This window comes from Cupriavidus sp. 2KB_3 (assembly GCF_052115685.1).
Taxonomy (GTDB): Bacteria; Pseudomonadota; Gammaproteobacteria; order Burkholderiales; family Burkholderiaceae; genus Cupriavidus; species Cupriavidus campinensis.
In genome coordinates this window covers 92,486-116,964 of sequence record NZ_JBFRHD010000019.1, presented here as the reverse complement: position 1 = coordinate 116,964, position 24,479 = coordinate 92,486, and the positions used below count along the sequence as shown (strand labels likewise).

General features: G+C 65.3%; 21 protein-coding genes. 1 reads left to right on the top strand and 20 read right to left on the bottom strand.

Annotated features, from left to right (window positions below; translation table 11 throughout):
- Positions 1-113 precede the first annotated feature (113 nt).
- From truB to AB4120_RS20365, 8 genes are all read right to left on the bottom strand, one after another.
- Positions 114-1,064, bottom strand: coding sequence for a tRNA pseudouridine(55) synthase TruB (gene truB / locus AB4120_RS20400; RefSeq protein ID WP_441642755.1), 951 nt, complete (start codon positions 1,062-1,064; stop codon positions 114-116).
- 72 nt (positions 1,065-1,136) lie between these two features.
- Positions 1,137-1,508 (bottom strand): 30S ribosome-binding factor RbfA, encoded by a 372-nt coding sequence (rbfA, locus tag AB4120_RS20395; protein WP_092289589.1) that lies wholly within the window; start codon positions 1,506-1,508, stop codon positions 1,137-1,139.
- 63 nt (positions 1,509-1,571) lie between these two features.
- Complete coding sequence (gene infB, locus AB4120_RS20390) at positions 1,572-4,466, bottom strand: translation initiation factor IF-2 (protein WP_441642754.1); 2,895 nt, start codon at positions 4,464-4,466, stop codon at positions 1,572-1,574.
- Between the two features lie 82 nt (positions 4,467-4,548).
- Positions 4,549-6,024: a transcription termination factor NusA gene (gene nusA / locus AB4120_RS20385; protein WP_144200774.1), complete on the bottom strand. Its 1,476-nt coding sequence runs from the start codon at positions 6,022-6,024 to the stop codon at positions 4,549-4,551.
- On the bottom strand, positions 6,021-6,509 hold the full coding sequence (rimP, locus tag AB4120_RS20380; protein ID WP_144200913.1) for a ribosome maturation factor RimP: 489 nt from the start codon (positions 6,507-6,509) through the stop codon (positions 6,021-6,023). The genes nusA and rimP overlap by 4 nt, the downstream gene beginning before the upstream one ends.
- A 339-nt stretch (positions 6,510-6,848) precedes the next feature.
- Entirely contained in the window at positions 6,849-8,810 is a 1,962-nt protein-coding gene (gene rluB, locus AB4120_RS20375; protein WP_149135746.1) for a 23S rRNA pseudouridine(2605) synthase RluB, read from the bottom strand.
- Between the two features lie 28 nt (positions 8,811-8,838).
- Positions 8,839-9,762: an SMC-Scp complex subunit ScpB gene (gene scpB, locus AB4120_RS20370; RefSeq protein WP_441642753.1), complete on the bottom strand. Its 924-nt coding sequence runs from the start codon at positions 9,760-9,762 to the stop codon at positions 8,839-8,841.
- 637 nt (positions 9,763-10,399) lie between these two features.
- Positions 10,400-11,158, bottom strand: a complete 759-nt coding sequence (locus tag AB4120_RS20365; RefSeq protein WP_149135744.1) for a sulfite exporter TauE/SafE family protein — start codon at positions 11,156-11,158, stop codon at positions 10,400-10,402.
- An 84-nt stretch (positions 11,159-11,242) separates the two neighbouring features.
- On the opposite strand from AB4120_RS20365, the gene fnr reads away from it, so the two are divergent.
- Positions 11,243-11,968, top strand: coding sequence for a fumarate/nitrate reduction transcriptional regulator Fnr (gene fnr, locus AB4120_RS20360; protein WP_144200782.1), 726 nt, complete (start codon positions 11,243-11,245; stop codon positions 11,966-11,968).
- Between the two features lie 28 nt (positions 11,969-11,996).
- On the opposite strand, the gene AB4120_RS20355 is transcribed toward fnr, so the two are convergent.
- From AB4120_RS20355 to odhB, 12 genes are all read right to left on the bottom strand, one after another.
- Positions 11,997-12,242, bottom strand: coding sequence for a hypothetical protein (locus AB4120_RS20355; RefSeq protein ID WP_149135743.1), 246 nt, complete (start codon positions 12,240-12,242; stop codon positions 11,997-11,999).
- On the bottom strand, positions 12,239-12,466 hold the full coding sequence (locus AB4120_RS20350) for a hypothetical protein (protein ID WP_149135742.1): 228 nt from the start codon (positions 12,464-12,466) through the stop codon (positions 12,239-12,241). Before AB4120_RS20350 ends, AB4120_RS20355 begins: the two co-directional genes overlap by 4 nt.
- A 40-nt stretch (positions 12,467-12,506) precedes the next feature.
- Positions 12,507-14,057 carry a cytochrome c oxidase accessory protein CcoG gene (gene ccoG, locus AB4120_RS20345; protein WP_149135741.1) on the bottom strand — a complete coding sequence of 517 codons (1,551 nt, stop codon included), beginning with the start codon at positions 14,055-14,057 and terminating at the stop codon, positions 12,507-12,509.
- 55 nt (positions 14,058-14,112) lie between these two features.
- Positions 14,113-15,027 carry a cytochrome-c oxidase, cbb3-type subunit III gene (gene ccoP / locus AB4120_RS20340; protein ID WP_149137498.1) on the bottom strand — a complete coding sequence of 305 codons (915 nt, stop codon included), beginning with the start codon at positions 15,025-15,027 and terminating at the stop codon, positions 14,113-14,115.
- On the bottom strand, positions 15,024-15,194 hold the full coding sequence (locus tag AB4120_RS20335) for a cbb3-type cytochrome oxidase subunit 3 (protein ID WP_441642752.1): 171 nt from the start codon (positions 15,192-15,194) through the stop codon (positions 15,024-15,026). The genes ccoP and AB4120_RS20335 overlap by 4 nt, the downstream gene beginning before the upstream one ends.
- 5 nt (positions 15,195-15,199) lie before the next feature.
- Positions 15,200-15,865, bottom strand: coding sequence for a cytochrome-c oxidase, cbb3-type subunit II (ccoO, locus tag AB4120_RS20330; protein ID WP_441642751.1), 666 nt, complete (start codon positions 15,863-15,865; stop codon positions 15,200-15,202).
- Positions 15,866-15,883: 18 nt separating this feature from the next.
- Positions 15,884-17,344 carry a cytochrome-c oxidase, cbb3-type subunit I gene (gene ccoN / locus AB4120_RS20325; protein WP_149135740.1) on the bottom strand — a complete coding sequence of 487 codons (1,461 nt, stop codon included), beginning with the start codon at positions 17,342-17,344 and terminating at the stop codon, positions 15,884-15,886.
- A gap of 158 nt (positions 17,345-17,502) precedes the next feature.
- Complete coding sequence (gene ccoS / locus AB4120_RS20320) at positions 17,503-17,649, bottom strand: cbb3-type cytochrome oxidase assembly protein CcoS (protein WP_092289615.1); 147 nt, start codon at positions 17,647-17,649, stop codon at positions 17,503-17,505.
- 2 nt (positions 17,650-17,651) lie between these two features.
- The gene (locus AB4120_RS20315) at positions 17,652-20,195 is read right to left on the bottom strand and encodes a heavy metal translocating P-type ATPase (protein ID WP_149135739.1); all 2,544 of its coding nucleotides are present in this window, start codon (positions 20,193-20,195) and stop codon (positions 17,652-17,654) included.
- Positions 20,196-20,463: 268 nt separating this feature from the next.
- A complete protein-coding gene (gene zapE / locus AB4120_RS20310) occupies positions 20,464-21,561 on the bottom strand; it encodes a cell division protein ZapE (RefSeq protein WP_149135738.1) in 1,098 nt (365 codons plus the stop codon).
- A 110-nt stretch (positions 21,562-21,671) separates the two neighbouring features.
- Positions 21,672-23,096, bottom strand: coding sequence for a dihydrolipoyl dehydrogenase (gene lpdA, locus AB4120_RS20305; protein WP_149135737.1), 1,425 nt, complete (start codon positions 23,094-23,096; stop codon positions 21,672-21,674).
- A gap of 93 nt (positions 23,097-23,189) precedes the next feature.
- Positions 23,190-24,446: a 2-oxoglutarate dehydrogenase complex dihydrolipoyllysine-residue succinyltransferase gene (gene odhB, locus AB4120_RS20300; RefSeq protein ID WP_092289624.1), complete on the bottom strand. Its 1,257-nt coding sequence runs from the start codon at positions 24,444-24,446 to the stop codon at positions 23,190-23,192.
- Positions 24,447-24,479: the final 33 nt, after the last annotated feature.

Sequence of the window (24,479 nt, the reverse complement as noted above, 5' to 3'; positions counted from 1 at the left end):
CTGAGAACACCGTGGGTGTAGCCGAAGCCTAGCTGCCCCGCGCCGTGATCGAGATTCGTACCTGCGCCAGCGCAGTGGCCGCGCCGCCCGTCGGATGGCTGCCCTGCCAGCTTTCAGATCTTTACGAGCCGCTCCGGACGGAGCGCGCCTTCTCGCATCCGGGCCACGCCCAGCAGGCGGGATGGCTCGCCGCCGTACACACGCGCCAGGGTTTCCTCTTCCAGCACGGTGCCTTCGGGCAGGTCGCGCCGGGCGATGCGCTGGCCCTGGAGGAACCGCGCCATCGCGGCATCGTCGAGTTGCACGGGCACGCAGCGTTGCAGCAAGGCGTCCACGGGCGCTAGCAGGGTCGGGCGGCTATCGTCGGATTGCTGGTCGATCTGTTCCAGCGTGACCGCGCCATCGAGTGTAAGGTCGCCCACGGCCGTGCGGCGCAAGGCGGTCAGGTGGCCCCCGCAGCCGAGCGCCTCGCCGATGTCCTCGCCCAGCGTGCGGATATAGGTGCCCTTGCTGCAACGCACGCGCATCGTGAATTGCGGCGGATTGGCGTCGATAGCCACGTCGAGCAGTTCGATCGCATGGATCGTCACCGCCCGCGCCGCGCGTTCGATGGTCTGCCCGGCGCGCGCGTATTCATATAGCGGCTTGCCGTCCTTCTTCAGTGCCGAGTACATCGGCGGCACCTGTTCGATCGGGCCTGTAAATCGTAAAACAGCCAAATCCAGTGCCGCGCGGTCGCAGGTGACCGGGCGTTCGGCAACGACTTCGCCCTCGGCATCGCCGGTGGTCGTCGTCATGCCTAGCCGTACCACGGCCTCATAGGTCTTGTCGGCCTCGAGCAGGTCCTGGGAGAACTTGGTCGCCTCGCCGAAACACAGCGGCAGCAGGCCGGTGGCCAGCGGGTCCAGCGTGCCCGTGTGGCCGGCCTTGTTGGCACGCAGCAGGCGCTTGGCGCGTACCAGCGCGTCGTTGGACGACAGGCCCAGCGGCTTGTCGAGCAGCAGCACGCCATGCACGTCGCGGCGTGGCAGCCGGGGCGGACGGGTTGCGGGGGAATCGGTCATTGCGGCGGGGGAAGAAGCGCGGCGCCGGAGCGGGTCCGGCGCGCGTCACAGAGGCGGAACGGCGCGACGGACTTACTCGTCGTCCTTGGCGCGCGTCGAATTGGCTTCGTTGATCAGCTTCGACATTTCGATGGCATGTTCCACCGACGTGTCGTGATGGAAATGCAGCGTCGGCACGGTGTGGATGTGCAGGCGCTTGAACAGCAGCGAGTGCAGGTAACCGGCCTTCTCGCGCAGGATACCGGCGGCCACCTCAGGCTCGGCGCCCAGCACCGTGAAGTAGACCTTGGCGTGCGCGTAGTCCGGCGTCAGCGCTACCGATTGCAGCGTGACCAGGCCCAGGCGCGGGTCACGCAGTTCGCGCTGGATCATCTCGGCCAGTTCCTTCTGGATCTGGTCGGAAAGCCGCAGATTGCGGGAGGAGATATTGCCTTTCTTGGCCATTCAAACCTGTCTTGTGCCCAAAGTGAAAACGGCAGGCCGGAGCCTGCCGTCTTGCGTATCGCCTTACAGCGTACGCGCCACTTCGGTGATTTCGTACACCTCGAGCTGGTCGCCTTCCTGAACGTCGTTGAAGTTCTTGATCGACAAACCGCACTCGAAGCCTTGCTTGACTTCCTTGACGTCGTCCTTGAACCGCTTGAGCGAGTCCAGTTCGCCAGTGTGCACCACCACGTTGTTGCGCAGCACGCGCACCAGCGAGTTGCGCTTGACCATGCCGTCGGTGACCATACAGCCGGCCACGGCGCCAATCTTCGGCACACGGAAGACCTGGCGGACTTCCACCTGGCCGATCGTCGTCTCGCGCTTCTCCGGCGCCAGCATGCCGGACATCGCCGCCTTGATCTCGTCTACCGCATCGTAAATGATGTTGTAGTAGCGGATGTCGATGCCATTGTGCTCGGCCAGCTTGCGCGCGCCGGCATCGGCCCGCACGTTGAAGCCGATAATGACCGCCTTCGAGGCCACAGCGAGGTTGACGTCCGACTCCGAGATGCCGCCCACGCCGCCGTGCACGATCTGCACGCGCACTTCCTCGGTCGACAGCTTCTGCAGCGACTGCACCAGTGCTTCCTGCGAACCCTGCACGTCGGCCTTCACGATCAGCGGCAGCGATTGCACTTCGCCTTCGCTCATCTGCTCGAGCATCGTTTCCAGCTTGGCGGCCTGCTGCTTGGCGAGCTTCACGTCGCGGAACTTGCCCTGACGGAACAGGGCGATTTCACGCGCCTTGCGCTCGTCCGGCAGCACCAGCACTTCCTCGCCGGCGGCCGGTACTTCCGACAGACCCTGGATTTCCACCGGGATCGATGGACCAGCTTCCTTCGTCGGCTTGCCGTTCTCGTCCAGCATGGCGCGCACGCGGCCGTAGGCACTGCCTGCGAGCACTACGTCGCCACGCTTGAGCGTACCGCTGCTGACCAGGATCGTCGCGATCGGGCCCTTGCCCTTGTCCAGCTGGGCTTCCACCACCAGGCCCTTGGCCGGGGCGTCCACCGGTGCCGTCAGCTCCAGCACTTCGGCTTGCAGCAGCACCTGCTCGAGCAGGTCGTCGATGCCCAGGCCGGTCTTGGCGGACACCGGCACGAACGGCGAATCGCCGCCGTACTCTTCCGGCAATACCTGCTCGGCCACCAGTTCCTGCTTCACGCGGTCCGGGTTGGCTTCGGGCTTGTCGATCTTGTTGATCGCCACCACGATGGGCACGCCGGCAGCCTTGGCGTGCGCAATCGCTTCCTTGGTCTGCGGCATCACGCCGTCGTCCGCCGCGACCACCAGGATCACGATGTCGGTGGCCTTGGCGCCACGGGCACGCATGGCCGTGAAGGCCTCGTGACCCGGGGTGTCCAGGAAGGTGATCACGCCACGCTCGGTTTCGACGTGGTAGGCACCAATGTGCTGCGTAATGCCCCCGGCTTCGCCCGCGGCAACCTTGGTGCGGCGGATGTAGTCGAGCAGCGAGGTCTTGCCGTGGTCGACGTGACCCATCACGGTCACCACCGGCGGACGCGGCAGCAGTTCGGCGTCGGTATGGTCTTCGCCATCCACCACCAGCAGCGCTTCCGGATCGTCCAGCTTGGCGGCGAACGCCTTGTGGCCCATTTCTTCCACCACGATCATGGCGGTTTCCTGGTCCAGCACCTGGTTGATCGTGACCATCTGGCCGAGCTTCATCATCTGCTTGATGACCTCGGACGCCTTCACGGACATCTTGTGCGCCAGGTCGGCCACCGAGATGGTTTCCGGCACGTGCACTTCACGCACCACCGGCTCGGTCGGCGCCTGGAAGTTGCTGCGATCGTCAGCGTGCTGCTTGCCGCCGCGGCCACGCGGGCCACCGCGCCAGCCACCCACACCGCCCGACGTATCGCCGCGCGTCTTCAGGCCGCTGCCCTTCTTGCGCGAGCCTTCGTCCTGCCACGTACCGGTCTTGACCGGCTTGCCGGTCTTCTTGTCGACGGTGGTCGTGGCCGTGGTGGTGGTCGTGGCCGGTTTCTTGTCGTCCTTCTTGGCTTCGGTCGTCGCGCCGGCCGGCTTCACCGGCTTGTGCAGCGTGCCAGTCTGCTCGGCCTTCTTTTCCTCGGCCTTGCGTTCCGACGGCGCCTTCAGCACGCGGGCCGGGGCGTTCAGCATCTGCTGGATCGCACGGGCCTCGGCCTCGGCAGCCTCGCGGCGGCGGCGGGCGGCGTCCTGCTCGGCACGGGCCTTGTCGGCCGCGGCCTTCGCGTCGTCCGCATCCTTCTGCACCTGCACGCGCTCGGCGGCCACGCGGGCCTGGTCGTCCTCGGCCTTCTTGCGCACGGCGGCGTCCTCGGCGGCGTTGTTCACCGCCTGGGCAGCCGCAGCCTCTTCCTCGGCCTTGCGGGCAAGGAGTTCGGCCTGGCGGCGCTGCTCGGCCTCGAGGGCTTCCTGGCGCGCACGGCGCTCGGCTTCCTCGCGCTCGGCGGCTTCCTGGCGAGCCTTCAGCTCGGCTTCCTGGCGCGCGAGCACCTCGGCCTGCTGACGGCTTTCCTCTTCCTCGCGGCGCGCCTGCTCGGCGGCGGCTTCAGCCGCTTCGGCGGCGTCCACGCCATCGGCGTGTACATCCCCGGCGGCCTCGTCACGCTTGATCAGGACGCGCTTCTTGCGCACCTCGACCTGAACGGTACGGGTCTTGCCGGTGGAATCGGCCTGACGGATTTCGGACGTCTCGCGCTTGGTCAGCGTGATCTTTTTGCGTGCGCTGTCGTCGGCCTGACCGTGCGACCGCTTGAGATAATCAAGGAGTCGGGTCTTGTCCGATTCGGTGATGATGTCTTCCGGCGTCGCTTTGCCCACCCCAGCTGCCTGCAATTGTTCCAGCAGGGCAGCTGCGCTGCGGCTCAGTTCTGCGGCCAGTTGGGCAACTGTTGTGCTTGCCATTCAAACCCTTTCAATGCTCGGTTTCTACGTCGGGACAATCGTATGCGGAAAGCGCCGGGGCCCCTGGCCCCGTACGTGTCCCTCAGTTAAACCAATGTTCCCGTGCTTTCATGATCAGCGCCTTGGCTTCCTCATCCGCCACGCCGGCCAGCTCGACCAGTTCGTCCACGGCCAGTTCGGCCAGGTCGTCACGCGTGTGGATATTGCCTTCGGCCAGCTTGCCGATCAGCTCGGGGGTCAGGCCGTCGAGCGAGCGCAGATCCTGCGACACCTCTTCCACCTTTTCTTCCCGGGCCAGTTCCATCGTCAGCAGCGCATCGCGTGCGCGGTTGCGCAGCTCGGTGACGGTGTCCTCATCGAAGGCCTCGATTTCCATCATTTCACTGATGGGCACGTAGGCAACTTCTTCCAGCGTGGAGAACCCTTCCTCGATCAGGATGTCCGCCACTTCTTCGTCCACGTCCAGCTTGGCCATGAACAGTTTGCGTACCACTTCGCTTTCCTCGGCCTGCTTCTGCGCCGATTCTTCCTGCGTCATGATGTTGATCTGCCAGCCGGTCAGCTCGGACGCCAGGCGTACGTTCTGGCCGCTGCGGCCGATGGCGACGGCGAGGTTTTCCTCATCCACCACCACATCCATGCTGTGCTTTTCCTCGTCCACCACGATGGACTGCACCTGCGCCGGCGCCAGCGCGCCGATCACGAACTGAGCCGGGTCTTCCGACCACAGCACGATATCCACGGCCTCGCCGCCGATCTCGTTGCGCACAGCCGTCACGCGGGTACCGCGCACGCCGACGCAGGTGCCGATCGGGTCGATGCGCTTGTCATGGGCCACCACAGCGATCTTGGCGCGCACGCCGGGGTCGCGGGCGGCGGCCTTGATCTCGAGCAGGCCCTGTTCCATTTCCGGCACTTCGTTCTCGAACAGCTTGATCAGGAACTCGGGTGCCGTACGCGACAGTTCGATCTGCGGGCCGCGCGCGGCGCGGTCCACATTGAGGATATACGCCCGCACGCGGTCACCGGTACGGAGATTTTCCTTCGGAATGATCTGGTCACGGGCCAGCAGCGCTTCCACGCGCCCCGATTCCACGATCAGGCCCTTCTTGTCGGCGCGCTTGACCGTGCCGGTCATGACTTTTTCGCCACGATCCAGGTAGTCGTTCAGGATCTGCTCGCGCTCGGCGTCGCGGATACGCTGCAAAATCACCTGCTTGGCCGCCTGGGCGCCGATCCGGCCGAATTCCACGGACTCGATCTGCTCTTCGACGAACTCGTCGAGCTGGATGTCCGGATCCTGGTCGCGGGCTTCGAACAGCAGGATCTGCTTGTCCGGCTCCTGCAGGCCCTGCTCGTCGGGGACGACAAGCCAGCGGCGGAACGTTTCGTGCTCACCGGATTCACGGTCGATGGCGACGCGGATATCCACGTCTTCCTCGAAGCGTTTCTTGGTGGCCGAAGCAAGTGCTGCTTCGAGCGCACCGAATACCACATCCTTGTCGACGTTCTTTTCACGCGCAAGCGCATCGACGAGCAACAGAACTTCGCGGCTCATTGCTTGTTCCCTTTTCTTTGATTTCCCTTGAAGTCGATCACTGGCACGAGCCGTGCCTTGTCGACGTCGGATATGGCGAATTCCAGCAGTGCCGGGCCGTCGCGTCCTTCGAATTCCAGGCCGATTTTCTCGGCTCCGGCATCGCCAGTGGGTGCCTGGATGATGCCGACGAAATTCTTCTGGCCATTCACCGGGAGGCGCAGCGTGATCCTGGCCTCGACGCCGGCAAAACGGACGTAATCGGCCAGCTTCTTCAGCGGCCGGTCCAGACCGGGCGAGGACACCTCGAGGCGCTCGTAGTCGACATTTTCGACCGTAAGCACATGGGTAAGCTGGCGGCTTACCTTCTCGCAATCTTCAATGACGATGCCGGTTTCAGGCTGATCGATATAGACACGCAGCAGTCCGGCCGGGGCACGCTCGAGCTCAACCAACTCGTAGCCCATGCCGTTAAGGGTGGTTTCGATCAAATCTGCCAGATGCACTGTATTCCCGAAATAGTGGCCTTCAACACCATGGCAGACACCGGACAACGACTTCCGTTCTGAAACTAGGTTCTGAAACGAGGTTCTGGAACGAACCGCTGCCTTGCCTGCCCCGTCATCCCCGGCGCCGGCGTGGCGCAGTCGCGGCCACAAGCACAAAACGGGCGAACCAAAAAAAAATGGGCGCAATGCCCATCATTCGCCCACCCTCGCTAAGGATGACACTTTTGAATAGACTTTGATTATACGCGGATTATGTCCAAAAGGCAAAAGCCGGACAGGATCCGCGGGCAGCATGCAGGCCTGGGCAAGCCCCGGCTTGCATGCCGCCTGCCTGAGTTAGCGGTGACCGCCACCCTGGTTGCCGCCGCGACCGCGCGGACGACGCGGGCCGCCGGCATTGCCGCCGCCCTTGGTTGCCTTCGGCATCACATTGCCGTTGGCCTCGCCACCCCCGCGACGCTGCTGGCCGCGCTGGCCACCCATGCCGCCACCGCCCATGCCACCACCCATACCACCACCGCCGCCGAGGCCGCCGCGATTGCCGCCGCGCCCACCGGCACCACCGCCACGCAGACCGCCGGCAGCGCCACCACTGAACTTGGTGGTGTGTGACGTCAGCGGCGCCGGGCCGGTCGGGATGTAACCCATCGAGGTCTGCATCGGATCCGGCTGGCCACGGCCAGCACCGCCGTTACCGCGCGCGCCACCCTTCTCATAGCGCGGCAGACCGTCCATGCCGGTGTGCATCGGCATGCCGGCGATAGCCGCCTCGGTGCGCGCCTTGCGGCCGCCCACCTTGGTGGCGCCCTTGCCGCCCTGCTCGCCCTTCGCCGGCGCCTTCAGGCCGATATTGGCCATCAGCGCGCGCACGTCGGTCGGGTCCAGCTCCTGCCAGCGGCCACGCTTGAGGCCGCGCGGCAGCAGGAACTGACCATAGCGCGTGCGGATCAGGCGCGACACGGTCAGGCCGACGGCCTCGAACATGCGACGCACTTCGCGGTTGCGGCCTTCGGTCAGCGCCACGTGATACCACTGGTTCACCCCTTCGCCACCGCCATCGGCAATGCGCAGGAAGTTCGCCTCGCCATCGTCCAGCTGAATCCCGTGCAGCAGCGCCTGGCGATCGGCTTCGGCCAACTCGCCCAGCGTGCGCACCGCGTATTCGCGCTCCACGCCGTAGCGCGGGTGCATGAACCGGTTGGCGATGTCGCCCGAGGTCGTGAAGATCAGCAGGCCTTCGGTATTGAAGTCGAGACGGCCAACCGCCACCCATTTGCCGGCCTTGATGCGCGGCAGGCTGTCGAACACGGTCGGACGGCCTTCCGGATCGCTCTGGCTCACAATTTCGCCTGACGGCTTGTGATACAGCAGCACGCGCGGCGGCTTGGACGACACCTTGCGATGGATCAGCTTGCCGTTCACACGCACCTGGTCGGTCGGCAGGATCCGCTGGCCGATGTGGGCCGGCAGGCCGTTCACCGAGACACGACCCTCGAGGATCAGCTGTTCCATTTCGCGACGCGAGCCGAGGCCGCCTTCGGCCAGCACCTTGTGCAGCTTGGGCGCATCATCGTCGGCGGACAGTTCGCGCACCGGCTTGGCCTTGGTGCGCGGCAACGCCATCTCTTCCTGATCGAATTGTTCCGAAATCACGAATTTGAAGACGTCCTCGGCACCGCCGGCTGGCTTGCCTGCAGGCTTGCCGCCCTTCGCGCCCCGGGCCGGCTTGTCACCGGCGCGCTGCTCGAATTTTTCCGAAGGCTTGCCACCTGCGGCACCCGCCTGACCCTTGCGTTGGCCCTGACCACCCTGGCCACCTTGGCTACCCTGACCGCGCTTGTCGCGCCGGCCGGGCTGCTGGGCTGCCGGCTTGTTGTCGCCATCGACCAGCGCGGCCTTGCGCTGGGGCTGCTGGCGGCGCTTGCGCGCGCCGGCGCCCTGCGGCTGCGCGGGCTGGCCGTCGGCGTCACTCGCCTCGGCACGCGGTTCGCGGACGTCGCGGGTATCGCGATCGGCTACCGGCTTGCGGCGACCACGGGGGCGCGGCTCGCGGCCGGCCGGTGCGGCTGCGTCGGGCTGCGGCGCGTCGGCCTGCATCGGCGCAGCGGCATCGCCCTCGCCACGGCCACCCTCACGGTCCTGTGCGGACTGGCGGCGCGACGCCACCAGATTGCGCAGGCCACGGCGCAGGCCCTTGCGGCGCGGCGCGCCGTCGGTGCCGTTGCCCGCGTCGGGCGCGGCGCCGGTATCGCCCGGCGCGTCCGGTTGCCGGACGTCTTGCTCAGCGGAATCAGACAAAGTATTCACTATCGATGTTGCGTGTTATTCAGTTGGACACGCGTTCGTCGTCCTCAGCAGGATGCGGCGCGTTGCCGTCCCGGACCGAATCGTCGGCCGCTTCCGGGGAGGAAGCAGCTGTGTCCACGTGGAAACCGTTGGCGTGGGCCAGCGGCGCGTCGTCGTCCTGGCCGCCATCGGCGGGCCACTGCGCAACGCTGTTGTCTTGCGGGTGCGGCGTGTCGTTCTGTTCGGTATCGGCGCCGTGGGCTTCCGTCTCCACCGGCTCCGCATGGTCGCCCTCCGCCGCAGCCACGACCTCCGCTTCCACCGCCTCGGCAGCGGTCTCGACGGGCTGGGGCTCGGCAAAGGCCTCTTCGTCGCCAGCCGGCGGGTTGGCCGTGGCAACTTCCTCAAAATCTATCGCCTGCTGGTCCAGCAGGGCAGCCTGGACCTGGGCCTGGGCGTCCTCGAGCGGCGGCAGCTCATCCAGCGTGCGCAGCCCCAGATCGTCCAGAAACGCCTTGGTCGTGGCGTAGAGCGCGGGCCGGCCCGGCACATCCCGGTGCCCGATCACCTCGATCCAGCTGCGATCCTCAAGCTTCTTGATCACGTCCGTGCTGACCGTCACGCCGCGGATTTCCTCGATATCGCCGCGCGTCACCGGCTGGCGATAGGCGATGATGGCAAGTGTCTCCATCACGGCGCGCGAATACTTGGGCGGCTTTTCCGGGTTGAGCCGATCGAGGAACTCACGCATCTCGGGTCGACTCTGGAAACGCCAGCCGCTGGCCAGGGCCACGAGTTCCACACCGCGTTGCTGCCAGTCCTGTCGCAATTCGTCCAACAGGGCGCGGATGGTGTCGGCGCCGATATCGTCGGCGAAAAGACGGCGCAGATCGTTGAGGCGCAGGGGCTCCTGCGCACAAATCAGCGCGGTCTCGAGGACGATCTTCGCCTCTTGGGTATTCATGTGATTGTGTGCAGCCTGTCTTTGCACCTGCTCCCGGACGAATCCCGGAGCACTGGAGATTTCGGATACAGCGGTACCGATGCCACCGCCATCTCATTGCGCAGCCAACTCGCAGCCTGTCGCAGCCCAGGCAGCCAAGCGGTGCACTTCGTTCTTTTGCATCGATTTGCCGGGTCGTTCCGGCAGGAGATCGTCCGAATCCGGCTGGCTTCGCCGGGAGTCGAACCTCTTGCGTCGCGCTCTCGCCTTTACCCTCGCAGGCGGAACCCTTCCCCTTGGAGCGGACATTCGCCAGGACAATCAGATTGCCAAGGCGGCAAGAAAAAACGGATATCGGCCCGGACAAGCTTCGTCCTGCGCCTGCGCCACCACTCCACAAGGCCGCCCGGCCTTTTAAACCAGATCTTTTGAACCGGATGAACTGTGGGGACGGATCCGGCAAGCCAACGCTGCCTCGGACCCATGGACACGCATCCCAGATCAGGGATGCCGGCCCGGCGACGCCAGGGAATTACGTGGCGCGATACCGTGGTTCTCGCGATTGTATGGCATTCCCGGCCCCGTCCGCAACCCGCCCGCCACCCGACGTGGCAAATGGCATGAACCCGGCTGGCCTGCCCCCCCACTCGGAATTGTCTCAAAACACCACGCAAAACCCATGCGCCGCCAGCGTCTCGGGCAGCCAGACCGCCCGCGCCACGCCCACGATGCCGAAGCCGATGATCAGCACCCCCGCCACCGCCCGGAGCAGCGGCCGGCGCGACAAATGGCGCACATAGCCTGAAAGCCCCGAAATCACCAGCAGGTTTGGCAGCGTTCCCAGCCCGAAGGCGAACAGTACCAGCGCGCCGGACGCCGCATTGCCGGCCAGCAGCGCCATCGCGAGTGCCCCATAGACCATCCCACACGGCACGATCCCCCAGGCGAGCCCCAAGCCGAAGCGTCTCATGAGCGGCGTATGCCGGGCCAAGCCCGCGGGCAGGCGGATACCGAGCGCGCCCACGCGGCCGACCGCTCCCTGGGCCACGCGCACCGCAAGCGCCTCGAGGCCCGCCGCCCGCATGGTGCGCCCACGCAACAACCAGAAGCCCGACATCACCAGCATCGCCCCGCCTGCGCCATAGAGCCACCGCTGCACGGGCAGATAGTCCTGCTTCCATGCGGTGGCGCCGACGGCACCCATGACGGCCCCCAGCAACGCGTAGGTAGTCAGGCGTCCGGCGTGCATCGCCAGCAATTCGACGAGCCAGCCACGTGGCGAGCGATGGATCGTCACTGGCACGCGCACCGGCGCGCGCTGCTCGGCCGCCATCGCAATGCCGCCGCACATCGCGGCACAGTGGACGCCACCAAACAACGCAACGATAAAAACGCTGAAAAGCACACCAAATGGCAACGGTCCCTCGCTTCGGCGTCACTTCACGCGGTAAAATTGATTTGTCGCGCCCCTGCTGCAATGCGCATCACCAAGAGCCCTCAATTGCTTACCTCCATTCCCGTCACCGAGATCTCGCCCCGTTGCTCCACGTGCGGGATGGGCCAGCTTTGTCTGCCGGTAGGCATGTCGCAGCAGGACCTCCTGAAGATGGACACGCTCGTGCAGGAACGCGTGCGCGTGCACAAGGGCGAAACGCTGTATCGCATGGGCGATCCGCTCACCGCCGTCTATGCCGTGCGCTTCGGCACGCTCAAGACGCACGTGACGCTCGAGGATGGCCGCTCGCAGATCACCGGCTTCCATCTGCCCGGCGAGATCGTCGGCCTGGATGGCCTTGGCGAGATGCAGCATGCCTCCGATGCCACGGCCCTCGAGGACGCCGAAGTCTGCGTCGTACGCTTCAGCGAGCTGCAGGCGCTCTCGGGTGACCTGCCCTCGCTGCAAACCCAGTTCCTGCGCTTGATGAGCAAGGAAATCTCGCAGGACCAGGTCATGCTGATGACACTGGGCTCGATGCGCGCCGAGGAGCGGCTCGCCGCGTTCCTCGTCAATCTTTCCGAGCGCCTGTCGGCGCGTGGCTACTCGTCTAGCGAGTTCGTGTTGCGCATGAGCCGCGAGGAGATCGGCAGCTATCTGGGCCTGAAACTGGAGACCGTGAGCCGCCTGTTCTCCCGATTTGCCGAGGCGGGCCTGATCCAGATCCGCCAGCGCCACGTCAAGCTCATCGACATGGCCGGCATCAAGCAGATCTACAACCGATCCTGCTGAGGCCGCCTCGCCAGCGGTGGTGCGCGGGCTACTCGAGTTCATCGGTATCGCTGAGCGGCGTCGGCATGGTGTAGAGCGTCAAGCCGCTCGACAAGGCACAGAACAGCCACGCCAGCAAGAATCCCACGGTGTAGACCGCTTCGCGCGACGCGTCGACCGGATGACCGAAGAAGCTCAGGTCACTGGGATCCACAATCGAGAACACCGTTGCCGTAGCCACGCCGCCGATCAGAAACGCTGGCCACATCACCCACATCAGCCAGCGTAGTCTCATGGCCGCCTCGCCGTCTCATTGACATGGGCGGCGGCGCGCGCGGCGGACCCATCCAACTTTTCCACCACCAGCCCATGCCGCGCAGCATCGCGCACCGGCACGTCGGCGTGGGTATTGGCGAGCCAGATCGTCACACCACAGCCGATCATCGCCACCAGCGGGCCACTCATCAGCAACCACGGCCACGGTTCCTTCCACCACGGCTTGATTTGTTGCGCTGTCATTGCCTACTCCTTGCGTCGATAATTTCCTGGATGACCCGCACTACAGTCCGCGCGGCACGATGAAGCTGGTCGCTTCCTGGATCTGCGCGCGCTCCCGCGCATCGTCCATGCCCTCCCCCGTGACCGTGATGCGGATCTTGTGCGTGCCCTGCGGCGCGTGGTCGATCGGGATACGGATGCGCACGGGCAACAGGCGGTTCGACGTGGGCGCAAGCGTTTCCGCCGACTTGTCGTACTCAATGGTCAGCCCTTGCAGCGCCGCGCTCGTCGCCTGTACCCGGACGCGCATCGGAGCCTCGGTGGTATTGATCAGTTGCAGCCGGTACACGTTCTCGATCCATCGACCTTCGACCTCGCGACCCAAGGCACCCCGATCGCGGATGACATCGACCTTGAGTGGTGCGCGCATCGCCAGCGACCCGATAAAGCCTCCTACCAGCACCGACCAGATCACCGCGTAGATGATCGTCCGCGTGCGGAACAGCCGCCTGCGCGCCGCCACCGCCGACAGGCCCTTGCGCATTGCGTTCTCGGAGGTGTAGCGGATCAAGCCGCGCGGATAGGCCATCTTGTCCATGACCTGGTTACAGGCGTCGATGCAAGCTCCGCAGCCGATGCACTCGTATTGCAATCCGTCGCGGATGTCGATCCCGGTCGGACAGACCTGCACACAGATGCTGCAATTGACACAATCGCCAATGCCGGCGGTGTGCCGGTCCGCCTTGCGCGATCGGCTGCCGCGCGGCTCGCCTCGACCTACGTCATAGGTCACCACGAAGGTATCGCGGTCGACCATCACGCTCTGGAAGCGCGCGTACGGGCACATGTACTTGCACACCTGTTCGCGCATGAAGCCCGCGTTACCCCAGGTGGCGAACGCATAGAACAGCATCCAGAACGACTGCCACGGCCCCAGCGAGAAATCGACCACCTGCCCGCCCAGCTCGCGGATCGGAGAAAAGTAGCCGACAAAGGTGAAGCCGGTCCACAGGGCGATCACCACCCAGAGCGCGTGCTTGGTCGCCTTGAGTCGCAGCTTGCGCAGACTCCACGGGTCGCCGTCCAGCCGGATACGGGCGATGCGGTCGCCTTCCACGCGCCGCTCGATCCACATGAAGATCTCGGTGTAGACGGTCTGTGGGCACGCGTAGCCGCAGAACAGCCGGCCCGCAATAGCAGTGAACAGGAACAGCGCCAGGGCCGAGATGACAAGCAGGACCGCGAGGTAAATCACGTCCTGCGGCCACAGCACGAGGCCGAAGATATAGAACTTGCGGGCGCCGAGGTCGAACAGCACCGCCTGGCGGTTGTTCCATTGCAGCCACGGCGTGCCGTAATAGACCAGCTGGGTGAGGATGACGAGCCAGACTCGCCAGCTCGAGAAGGCGCCCGCGACCGAGCGCGGATAGATCTTGCGCCGAACCTCGTAGAGCGTCTCTTCAGAAGATTCAGCCGATTGGGCGGGCTGGGCAGGCTGCGCGGATCGAGGCGCGGCTGCCGGGCGCCATGGCGGGCTGTCGTCCGGCCGTGAGGGCTCCGGCGTGGCGGCGTCGTCCGCCACGGGCTGTGCAGCATTGGGGGGCGCGTTCATCTGGTGTTCCTCGCGCCCCGGCAGGCGGCTTGCCGCCCTGCCCGGGGGCTGTTGATCATTGTCCGGCCGCTCCAGTGTTGGAGAGACCCCACACATAGGCGGTCAGCATGCGGATACGCTCGGGCGTCAGGATTTCCTCGTGCGCGGGCATGTGGCCGTTGTGGCCCTTCAGGATCGCCTCGACGATGGCATTTTCCGAACTGCCGTAGAGCCAGACGCTGTCCGACAGGTTCGGCGCGCCAAGCGCCTGATTCCCCTTGCCGCTTGCCCCATGGCAGGCCGCGCACGTGGTCTTGAAGGTGCCTTCACCCCGCGACGCACGGATCGGGTCGGACGCCAGGCCCGACAGCGAGCGCACATACTGGGCCGTGTCCCCGGCGAGTTTGGCGTCGATGGTGCCGGCGAACGGCGGCATCATGCCGTTGCGGCCCTTGGCGATCGTCTGACGGATCGTGTCGGGGTCGCCGCCATAGAGCCAGTCGTTATCAGCCAGGTTCGGGAAACCGCGGCTGCCGCGCGCGTCGGAGCCATGGCATTGCGCGCAGTAATTCAGGAACAGGCGCTGGCCGATCTCGCGAGCCTCAGGGTCGACTGCGACCTTCGTGACGTCCATCGTCATGTACTTCCCGTAGATCTCGTTCTGAATCTTCTCGGCGGCCTGGCGATGCGCAGCCAGTTCGCCCTGCGAGGAGAAGCCCAGCACGCCTGCGTAGGAACCCAGGCCCGGATACAGAACCAGATATCCCAAGCTGAAAATGCAGGCCAGCAGGAACATCCACATCCACCAGCGCGGCAGCGGGTTGTTCAGTTCGCGCAGGTCACCGTCCCAGACATGGCCGGTATCCTCGGTCGCAACCTGGATTTTCGGCACCCGGCGCTGCGAGAACAGCAGCCACACGCACCACGCGATGCCGATCAGCGAGATGGCCGTGATGTAGTAACTCCAGTAATCGGAAATGAAATCGCTCATGGCTGTGGGTTCCGGCTTGTCGTTATCGTGGTCTCGTCGGGCAACGCGAAAGGCAGCATGGCCGACTCCTCGTTGGCGGCCTGGCGGGGCGTCGACCAGGCCCACCAGCAGATGGCGAGGAAAGCCAGCATCGACAGCACGGTGGCAGCGGAAGTCAAGATAGCCATGGCGCTCACTCCTTCGGGGCAGTAGCCGCCGTGGTGGCGTCCACACGCACGTTGCGGCGGTTCAGGCCGAGGCCTTGCAGGTACGCCACCATCGCGTCCTCTTCGGTCTTGCCGGCGAGTTCCTCGGGGGCGTGGGCGATTTGCTCCTCCGTGTACGGCACACCCAGTCGCTGCAGCGTGCGCATCCGCCCCTGGATATCATCAGTCGGCAGCGCAGCCTTCTCGAGCCACGGATACGACGGCATCACCGATTCCGGCACCACATCGCGCGGATTGCGCAGGTGGATGCGTTGCCAGTCATCCGAATACCGCCCGCCCACGCGGGCGAGATCCGGCCCGGTACGCTTGGAGCCCCAGAGGAACGGATGGTCATACACCGACTCGCCAGCCGTCGAGAAATGGCCATAGCGCTCGGTCTCGGCCTGCAGCGTGCGCACCTGCTGCGAATGGCAGCCGACGCAGCCCTCGCGGATATAGATGTCGCGGCCCATCAGGCGCAGCGGCGAATACGGCACGATGCCCGCATCGGGCTTGGTCGTGGAATGCTGGAAAAACAGCGGCACGATCTGCACCAGGCCCGCAATGCTCACCACGATGATCGTGGCGATGATCAGCCAGCCGACGTTCTTCTCAAGCGTTTCGTGGGTGAAGAATCCTTGTTTTTGTGACATCTCAGCAATCCTCGGCGGTCAGTGTGCGGAAACCTGGGCGGAAGCCGGCAGGCTGACCGGGATCGGCGCGTCCGTGGCGGGCTTGCCGGCGATCGTACGCACCACGTTGTAGGCCATGACCAGCATGCCGGTCAGGAAGCACAGGCCACCGATCAGGCGGATCAGGTAGAACGGGTACTTCGCCTTGACCGCTTCCACGAACGCGTAGGTCAGCGTGCCGTCCGGCTGCGTGGCGCGCCACATCAGCCCTTCCATTACGCCGGCGATCCACATCGAGGCGATGTAAAGCACCACGCCAATCGTCGCGATCCAGAAGTGCCACTCGATCAGCTTGACGCTGAACATCTCCTTCTGCCCGAACAGGCGCGGAAACAGGTAATACAACGAGCCAACCGAAATCATCGCGACCCAGCCCAGCGCACCCGAGTGGACATGGCCAATCGTCCAGTCCGTGTAGTGCGACAGTGAGTTCACGGTCTTGATGGACATCATCGATCCTTCAAAAGTGGCCATGCCGTAGAACGACAGCGCCACCACCATGAACTTGAGGATGGGGTCCGTGCGGAGCTTGTGCCAGGCACCGGACATGGTCATGATCCCGTTGATCATCCCGCCCCAGGACGGCGCAAGCAGGATCAGCGAAAACGCCATGCCGAGCGACTGCGTCCAGTCCGGCAGCGAGGTGTACAGCAAATGATGGGGGCCGGCCCACATATAGGTGAAGTTCAGCGCCCAAAAGTGGACGATGGAGAGTCGGTATGAGTAGATCGGACGTCCCGCCTGCTTCGGGATGAAGTAATACATCATCCCAAGGAAGCTGGTGGTCAAGAAGAAACCCACGGCGTTATGGCCGTACCACCACTGGACCATCGCATCCTGCACGCCCGCATAGGCGGAATACGATTTCCATATCGACGCCGGCATCTCGATGTTGTTCACGATATGCAGGATGGCGATGGTCACGATGTACGCGCCGAAGAACCAGTTCGCCACATAGATATGGCGCGTCTTGCGCTTGACGATGGTGCCGAAGAACACCACCGCGTAGGCGACCCAGACCAGGGTGATCAGGATGTCGATCGGCCATTCAAGTTCCGCGTATTCCTTGGAAGTCGTGATGCCGAGCGGCAGCGTGATGACCGCCGCCACGATGACGATCTGCCACCCCCAGAACGTGAACGCCGCCAGTGGCCCGCAGAACAGGCGCGCCTGGCAGGTACGCTGCACGACGTAGTACGACGTGGCAAACAGCGCGCTGCCGCCGAAGGCGAAGATCACCGCGTTGGTGTGCAGCGGCCGCAGGCGCCCGAACGACAGCCACGGGGTGTTGAAATTTAGATCCGGCCAGATCAATTGCGCCGCCAGCAGAACGCCGACGGCCATGCCAACGATCCCCCAGACCACGGTCATCACGGCAAACTGCCGCACGACGCCGTAGTTAAAGGTGTCGACGCGTGGAGACGCGGTAGAGACATCCATTCAGACCCCCAAATACAGAAGTAAAGATCGTTTAACCCTAGTGTTGGTGTGACTTTAGAAAGCCGCCGCCACCCGCGTGTTGATCCCGGTCAAGTCGCAATTCAACGAAAGGAACTGTTGCGGCCGCGCGCCACCAGGGCTCGTAAAAAGCTTGCAATTCATGGCTTGTCGTTATCGAGCAGGATGGCTTCGCCGGGCCGGTCGAGGTCGTCGTACTGCCCCGCATTAAGCGCCCACCAGAGCGCGCCGGCGATCAGCGCCACAAGCACCAGGCTCATCGGCACGAGCAGGTAAAGGGTTTCCATGGTCAGCGCTCCTCGCGTGATGTCGGGTGCGGCACAAGTGTCTTATTAGGGACATGCAGCAGGCGCCAGGCATTGGCGACGACAAGCAGCGACGACGCAGACATGCCAATGCCTGCCATCCAGGCCGTGACGAGCCCGGTGGCGGCCAGCGGTATGGCCACGATGTTGTAGAGGAAAGCCCACCCGAGGTTCTGGCGCACCACGCGGCGCGTACGGCGCGCTGCGCCGATGGCGCTGGCAATCTCGGCCACGCCTCCATGCGTGAGAACCGCGTCGGCACCGGCCTGGGCCAACGGCGCGCCGCTTCCAATGGCGATGGAAACCTGTGCCTGCGCCAGCACTGGCGCGTCGTTGATGCCGTCGCCCACGGCCAGGACCACGGCGCCGTCGCGTTGCAGCGCGGCCACATAAGCGCGTTTGCCCTCGGGCGTCACGGCGCCCTGCGCGGTTTCCATGCCGAAATAGTCCGCCCACCAGCGCACGGCCTCGACGTTATCGCCAGATATCAGATGGGTGCGGACGCCAAGCAGGTCGAGCGCGTCGAGCAGCGCCGGCGTCTGCGCACGTGCGACGTCGGACAGGCAAAACCGTGCGAGCAGGCCCTCTGAAGCCCCTAGCCAGACCTCGGTGGCGCCCCGATGGAGGTTGCCGGAGGTGCTGAAGACCGTGTCATCGCCGACCCAAACGCCAGCTTCCAGCGCCAGCGCAGCCGCGAAGTCGCGCCGGCCAAGTCGCATGCGCCGCCCGTCGATACAGGCTTCGACGCCCTGCCCCGGCGCATTGCGCAGCGCGTCCACCGACGGCTGCACTCGCCCGGCTGATGGCGTGGCGGCGTCGCGGAATGCCCGGGCTATCGGATGCTCCCCGCCCTGCTCCATTGCCGCGGCAATCGCCAGGCAGGCGTCCGCTTCGAGGCGGCCGGTGGCCTCGGTCAGTACCACCGCGAAGCGCCCCTCGGTCAGCGTTCCGGTCTTGTCGAGCACGATATCGGTGACGCGTGCGAGGGTTTCGATGGCGTGAGACCGCGTCAGCAGCACGCCGCGCCGCGACAGCGACGCTCCGGCCGCCGCCAGCGCCGCAGGCGTGGCCAGCGACAGCGCGCAAGGACAACTCACCACGAGCACCGCCACCGTCACCAACAGCGCGCGCGACGGATCGATCCAGCCAGCCCAGACGATGCCGGTCACCGCCGCCATTGCGAGCAGCGCGCCGACAAACCACCCCGCGACGCGGTCGGCCAGCAGCGCCAGCCGTGGCTTTTCCGCGAGGGCACGATCCAGCACCGCCACGATCTCGGCCAGTCGCGTATTGGCGCCGATGCGCCCCACGCGCACCTCGAGCGGGCTGGCTGTGTTGAAACACCCGGCGAGCACGGCGTCACCGATAGTCCGTCGCACCGGCCGGGCCTCGCCGGTCAGCATCGATTCGTCGAGCTCACTGATGCCTGCCAGCACTACACCGTCCACGGGCACGATTTCACCGGCCTTGACCCGGATGCGGTCGCCGGCGCCAAGGCGAGCCACCGGCACGCGCTCGACGGTTCCCCCCTCGGTCAGGCGCTCGCAGGTGGCCGGCAACTGACGCGCCAGCATCTCGGCGCCGCTTCGGGACGCCTGACGCACGCGCAGTTCGAGATACCGCGCCAGCAGCAGGAACGCCACGAACATCGTCACGGAATCGAAGTACACCTCTCCCACGCCACGCACCGTGGCAGCTGCGCTGGCCAGAAAGCCCGCGGCCACGCCGATGGCCACGGGCACGTCCATGCCCATCGCGCGTTGCCGCAGGCTGCGCCAGGCGCCGGCAAAGATCGGGGAAGCGGAATAGAAAACGACTGGGAGCGTCAGCGCCAAGCTGGCCCAGCGCATTAGTTGCAACTGGCCGGGATCGATCGTGGCTTCATGCGTGTAGATCGGCCACGCGTACATCATGACCTGCATCATGCCGAGCATCGCCACGGCCATCCGCATCAGCAGCCCGTGCCGCTCGCGGCGGTCCTGGCGGTCGCTGCGGGACACCTCGAACGGCCACGCCATATAGCCGATGTCCGCCAGCGCGCCGAGCAAGGCAGACACGGATTGCTGCGACTCCCGCCAGCGCACCACCACGCGGCGCGTTGCCACGTTGGCCACCGCCAGTTCCACACCCGGCAGCTGGCCCAGGCGCTGTTCGATCAGCCACGCGCAGGCCGCGCAGCGGATACCTTCCGGCGCCAGGGTGACCTCGGCCTTGCCATCGCCAAGCGCACGGACGAACTGCTGACGTAGCTCGGGCGTGTCGTAGGCGGCCCAGACCGGCTCGGCTTCCCGGCGCGCGGCGTCGTCAATGGGCCGCGAGAAGCGCGAGGTGTCGCCATACAGATGGCCGAACCCGGCAGCGTGGAGCGTCTGCGCCAATGTCTGGCAGCCGCCGCAGCAAAAGCTGCGCGCGCTGCCTTCGATATCGGCAATGAATGCCGGCTCAGCCGGCGTCAGCGGTTGGCCGCAGTGGAAGCAATGGCCGTCTGCGTGCGTGGAATTCGATCGGGATGGCGAAGCGCCCGTCATCGTGGTTGCCGGAGGCGTCGCGGGAAACCCGCGCCGGACGGCGGATGGCGGTGATAACGTTGCTGCGGTCGCCGGCAGCGCCCCAGGGGGGGCACCAGCCGGCAAGAGTGAGGGAGTGGGTAGGGACGGGGACGGCATGGTGCGCTTTTAATACCCACGGATAGTAGGTAGCGCACACACCATACGCCTTGATGCAGATCAAATAGGTCGGATTCGCACCTGTCCGACAACAGCTTGCGGGTCCCCCGCCCGGGCCGCTCAGCGCGGGTCAGGTCAGCGAGGTATCCATCGTCCGTCGCTCGGACTCCAGGTACTCCCGCGACTGCATTTCGATGATCCGCGACACCGTGCGATGAAACTCGCCGGCCATCTGGCCTTCGGTATACAACTCGTCGGCGGGCACCTCGGCGGACATCAGCAGCTTGACCTTGTGGTCGTAAAACACATCGATCAGCCAGGTGAATCGGCGCGCCTCCGACGACATCCGCGGCGTCATCTTCGGCACATCGGACAGGATCACCGTATGGAATTCCGACGCCAGTTCCAGATAGTCGTTCTGCGAGCGCGGGCCGCCGCAGAGCGTGGCGAAGTCGAACCAGACCACGCCATTCGCCTTGCGCAGCGCCTTCAGTTCACGGTGCTCGATATGCAGGATCGGCGATTCATCGGCCGTGCCGGCGATGGCGACGAAGGCATCGCGCAGCGCAGCGCTGGCTTCACGGTTCAGCGGCGTGTGGTACGCCTCCACCTGCTCCAGGGCACGCTTGCGGTAGTCGATGCCCGCGTCCACATTGAGCACATCGAGCTTCTCCTGGAGGAGGTCGATCGCAGGCAGCACCCGTTCGCGGTGCAGGCCATCCGGATACAGCAGGTCCGGGCGATAGTTCGACGTCATCACAAACTGGACGCCATTTGCGAACATCTGGTCCAGCAGGCGGTGCAGCATCATGGCGTCCGCCACGTCGCTGACGTGGAACTCGTCGAAGCAGATCAGCCGGTATTTGCGCGCGATGCGCTTGGCCAGTTCGTCGAGGGGGTCGGGCCGACCTCGCAATTCCTCCAACTGGCGATGCACTTCGCGCATGAATTCGTGGAAATGGAGCCGCGTCTTGCGCACCACGGGCACGCAGGAATAGAAGCTGTCCATCAGGAACGACTTGCCGCGCCCCACCCCGCCCCACAGATAGACGCCCTTGGGCACCTCGGGGTGCACGAGCAGCTTCTTCAGCGCGTTGTTGCGCCGGTTCTTGTAGGCCACCCATTCGTCGTAGCACTGCTGCAGCCGTGCCACGGCGCGCAGTTGCGCCTCGTCCGACTGATAGCCGCGCTGTTGCAGTTCTTTCTCGTAAAACTCGGTGACGTTCATGCTGGGTTCACGCTGGGGGCGACCGACGCGAGATGCGCGGGTGCTGCAAGTGAAAACGGCGCGCCGCAGGTTGCGGCGCGCCGGTGCTCACGCAATGGCAGGCATCAGCCTTACATGTTGAGCTGGCGCTTGTCCACGGCCAGCGCGGCTTCGCGCATGACTTCGGACATCGACGGGTGCGGATGGCAGACGCGACCGATATCCTCGCTGGCGGCCTTGAACTCCATGGCCACCACCGCTTCGGCGATCAGGTCCGACGCGTTGGCCGCCACGATGTGCACGCCCAGGATCTCGTCGGTCTTGGCATCGGCCAGCATCTTGACGAAGCCGTCCGAAGCGCCCATGCCCAGCGCACGGCCGTTGGCCATGAACGGGAACTGGCCCGACTTGTACTGGCGGCCTTCGGCTTTCAGCTGCTGCTCGGTCTTGCCGACCCACGCGATTTCCGGGAAGGTGTAGATCACCCACGGAACCGTGTTGAAGTCGATGTGCGGCTTCTGGCCGACGATGCGCTCGGCCACGGCCACGCCTTCGTCTTCCGCCTTGTGGGCGAGCATCGGGCCACGCACCACGTCGCCGATGGCCCACAGGCCCGGCACCTTGGTCTGGCAGTGGTCGTCCACCTCGATGAAGCCGCGCGCGTCCACGCCCAGGCCCACCGCTTCCAGGTTCAGGTTGTCGGTGTTCGGCACGCGGCCGACGGACACGATCAGGCGGTCCACTTCCAGCGTCTGGGCCTTGCCGTCCTTGTCGTCATAGCTGACGGTGACGCTGTCCTTGCCGGTCTTGACCTCGTTGACCTTCACGCCGAGGCTGAACTGCAGGCCCTGCTTGGTCAGCAGCTTCTGCGCTTCCTTGGCCACGCCTTCGTCGGCGGCGCCCAGGAACGCAGGCAGTGCTTCCAGCACGGTCACTTCGGCACCCAGGCGGCGCCACACCGAGCCCAGTTCCAGGCCGATCACGCCGGCGCCAATCACGCCCAGCTTCTTCGGCACAGTCGGGAACTTCAGTGCGCCCTCGTTATCGCTGACGAGGTTGTTGTCCACGGTGATGCCCGGCAGGTGGCGGGCCTTCGAACCGGTGGCGATGATGACCTGCTTCGCGGTCACGACCTCACCAGCCACATCCACCTGGAAGCCTTCGGCGGCCTTGCCGGCGAACTTGCCGTAGCCCTTGAGCAGCGTCACCTTGTTCTTGCGGAACAGGAACTCGATGCCCTTGGTCATCTTGCCGACGATGTCGTCCTTGCGCTTGAGCATCTTGGGCACGTCCACCTTGACGTCACCCACGGTGATGCCGTGGTCGGCCAGGTGGTGCGAGGCGTTCTCGAACTCTTCCGAGGAAGCCAGCAGGGCCTTGGACGGGATGCAGCCCACGTTCAGGCAGGTGCCACCCAGGCGCGGCTCGCCCTTGGGATCGTCATAGGCGTTGCCTTCGCAGCAGGCCACGTTCAGGCCCAGTTGGGCTGCGCGGATGGCGGCGATGTAGCCGCCGGGGCCGGCGCCGATCACCAGCACGTCGAATTGTTTGCTCATGGAGTTTCCTTCTGGACGGCCTGCTCCCACCCGCCCGATTCAACGGGCGGCGGGGAACGGGTGTCCTTCAATTCAGAGGGAGGAGACGGACGCTTACAGGTCCAGCAGCAGGCGGGCCGGATCTTCCAGCGCTTCCTTCATCGCCACCAGGCCCAGCACGGCCTCGCGACCATCGATGATCCGGTGGTCGTAGGACATGGCCAGGTAGTTCATCGGGCGAATCACGATCTGGCCGTCTTCCACCACGGCACGGTCCTTGGTGGCGTGCACGCCCAGGATGGCCGATTGCGGCGGGTTGATAATCGGCGTCGACAGCATCGAACCGAACGTACCGCCGTTCGAGATCGAGAACGTGCCGCCCGTCAGCTCTTCCAGCGACAGCTTGCCGTCACGGGCCTTGGCGCCGAACTCGGCGATCTTCTTCTCGATGTCGGCCAGGCTCATCTGGTCGGCGTTGCGCAGGATCGGCACCACCAGGCCACGCGGCGAACCCACCGCGATACCGATGTCGAAGTAGCCGTGATAGACGATGTCGTTGCCATCCACCGAGGCGTTGATGATCGGGTACTTCTTCAGGGCGTGCACGGCAGCCTTGACGAAGAACGACATGAAGCCCAGCTTCACGCCGTGTTCCTTCTCGAAGCGGTCCTTGTACTTGTTGCGCAGGTCCATCACCGGCTTCATGTTCACCTCGTTGAACGTGGTGAGGATGGCGTTGGTGGACTGCGACTGCACCAGGCGCTCGGCGATACGGGCGCGCAGGCGGCTCATCGGCACGCGTTCTTCCGGGCGGTCGCCCAGCGCGGCGAAGTCCACCTGGGCGGACACCTGCTGCAGGGCCGGCTTGGCCGGAGCCGGTGCCGGGGCGGCCTTGGCGGCCGGTGCGGGCGCCGAGCCGGCGGCCAGCACGTCACCCTTGGTGATGCGGCCATCCTTGCCGGTGCCAGCAACCTGGCCGGCGGACAGGCCGCCTTCGGCCATCAGCTTGGCAGCCGACGGCATGGCGATGCCGCTGGCGCCGGTAGCGGCAGCGGGTGCCGGTGCGGCGGCGGCAGGTGCAGCGGCCGGAGCCGGGGCGGCGGCAGCCGGAGCGGCGGCGCCAGCGGTGGCTTCGGTATCAATCTTGGCGATCAGTTCATCGGCCACGACGGTATCGCCGTCGTTCTTGATGATCTGCGACAGCACGCCAGCGGCGGGGGCCGGCACTTCCAGCACGACCTTGTCGGTCTCGATCTCGATCAGGATCTCGTCCTGGGCAACGGCTTCGCCCGGCTTCTTCTTCCAGTTCAGCATGGTCGCTTCGGCGACCGATTCAGACAGTTGCGGAACCTTGACGTCAACAATAGCCATGGTGAGAAATTTTCCTCGATGTATGCGTGTATG

Excerpts from the sequence above, each read along its gene's own strand:
- truB (WP_441642755.1), bottom strand. The coding sequence starts at position 1,064 with ATGACCGATTCCCCCGCAACCCGTCCGCCCCGGCTGCCACGCCGCGAC.
- rbfA (WP_092289589.1), bottom strand. The coding sequence starts at position 1,508 with ATGGCCAAGAAAGGCAATATCTCCTCCCGCAATCTGCGGCTTTCCGAC.
- infB (WP_441642754.1), bottom strand. The coding sequence starts at position 4,466 with ATGGCAAGCACAACAGTTGCCCAACTGGCCGCAGAACTGAGCCGCAGC.
- nusA (WP_144200774.1), bottom strand. The coding sequence starts at position 6,024 with ATGAGCCGCGAAGTTCTGTTGCTCGTCGATGCGCTTGCGCGTGAAAAG.
- scpB (WP_441642753.1), bottom strand. The coding sequence starts at position 9,762 with ATGAATACCCAAGAGGCGAAGATCGTCCTCGAGACCGCGCTGATTTGT.
- AB4120_RS20355 (WP_149135743.1), bottom strand. The coding sequence starts at position 12,242 with ATGAGACTACGCTGGCTGATGTGGGTGATGTGGCCAGCGTTTCTGATC.
- AB4120_RS20350 (WP_149135742.1), bottom strand. The coding sequence starts at position 12,466 with ATGACAGCGCAACAAATCAAGCCGTGGTGGAAGGAACCGTGGCCGTGG.
- ccoG (WP_149135741.1), bottom strand. The coding sequence starts at position 14,057 with ATGAACGCGCCCCCCAATGCTGCACAGCCCGTGGCGGACGACGCCGCC.
- ccoP (WP_149137498.1), bottom strand. The coding sequence starts at position 15,027 with ATGAGCGATTTCATTTCCGATTACTGGAGTTACTACATCACGGCCATC.
- AB4120_RS20335 (WP_441642752.1), bottom strand. The coding sequence starts at position 15,194 with ATGGCTATCTTGACTTCCGCTGCCACCGTGCTGTCGATGCTGGCTTTC.
- ccoO (WP_441642751.1), bottom strand. The coding sequence starts at position 15,865 with ATGTCACAAAAACAAGGATTCTTCACCCACGAAACGCTTGAGAAGAAC.
- ccoN (WP_149135740.1), bottom strand. The coding sequence starts at position 17,344 with ATGGATGTCTCTACCGCGTCTCCACGCGTCGACACCTTTAACTACGGC.
- ccoS (WP_092289615.1), bottom strand. The coding sequence starts at position 17,649 with ATGGAAACCCTTTACCTGCTCGTGCCGATGAGCCTGGTGCTTGTGGCG.
- AB4120_RS20315 (WP_149135739.1), bottom strand. The coding sequence starts at position 20,195 with ATGACGGGCGCTTCGCCATCCCGATCGAATTCCACGCACGCAGACGGC.
- zapE (WP_149135738.1), bottom strand. The coding sequence starts at position 21,561 with ATGAACGTCACCGAGTTTTACGAGAAAGAACTGCAACAGCGCGGCTAT.
- lpdA (WP_149135737.1), bottom strand. The coding sequence starts at position 23,096 with ATGAGCAAACAATTCGACGTGCTGGTGATCGGCGCCGGCCCCGGCGGC.
- odhB (WP_092289624.1), bottom strand. The coding sequence starts at position 24,446 with ATGGCTATTGTTGACGTCAAGGTTCCGCAACTGTCTGAATCGGTCGCC.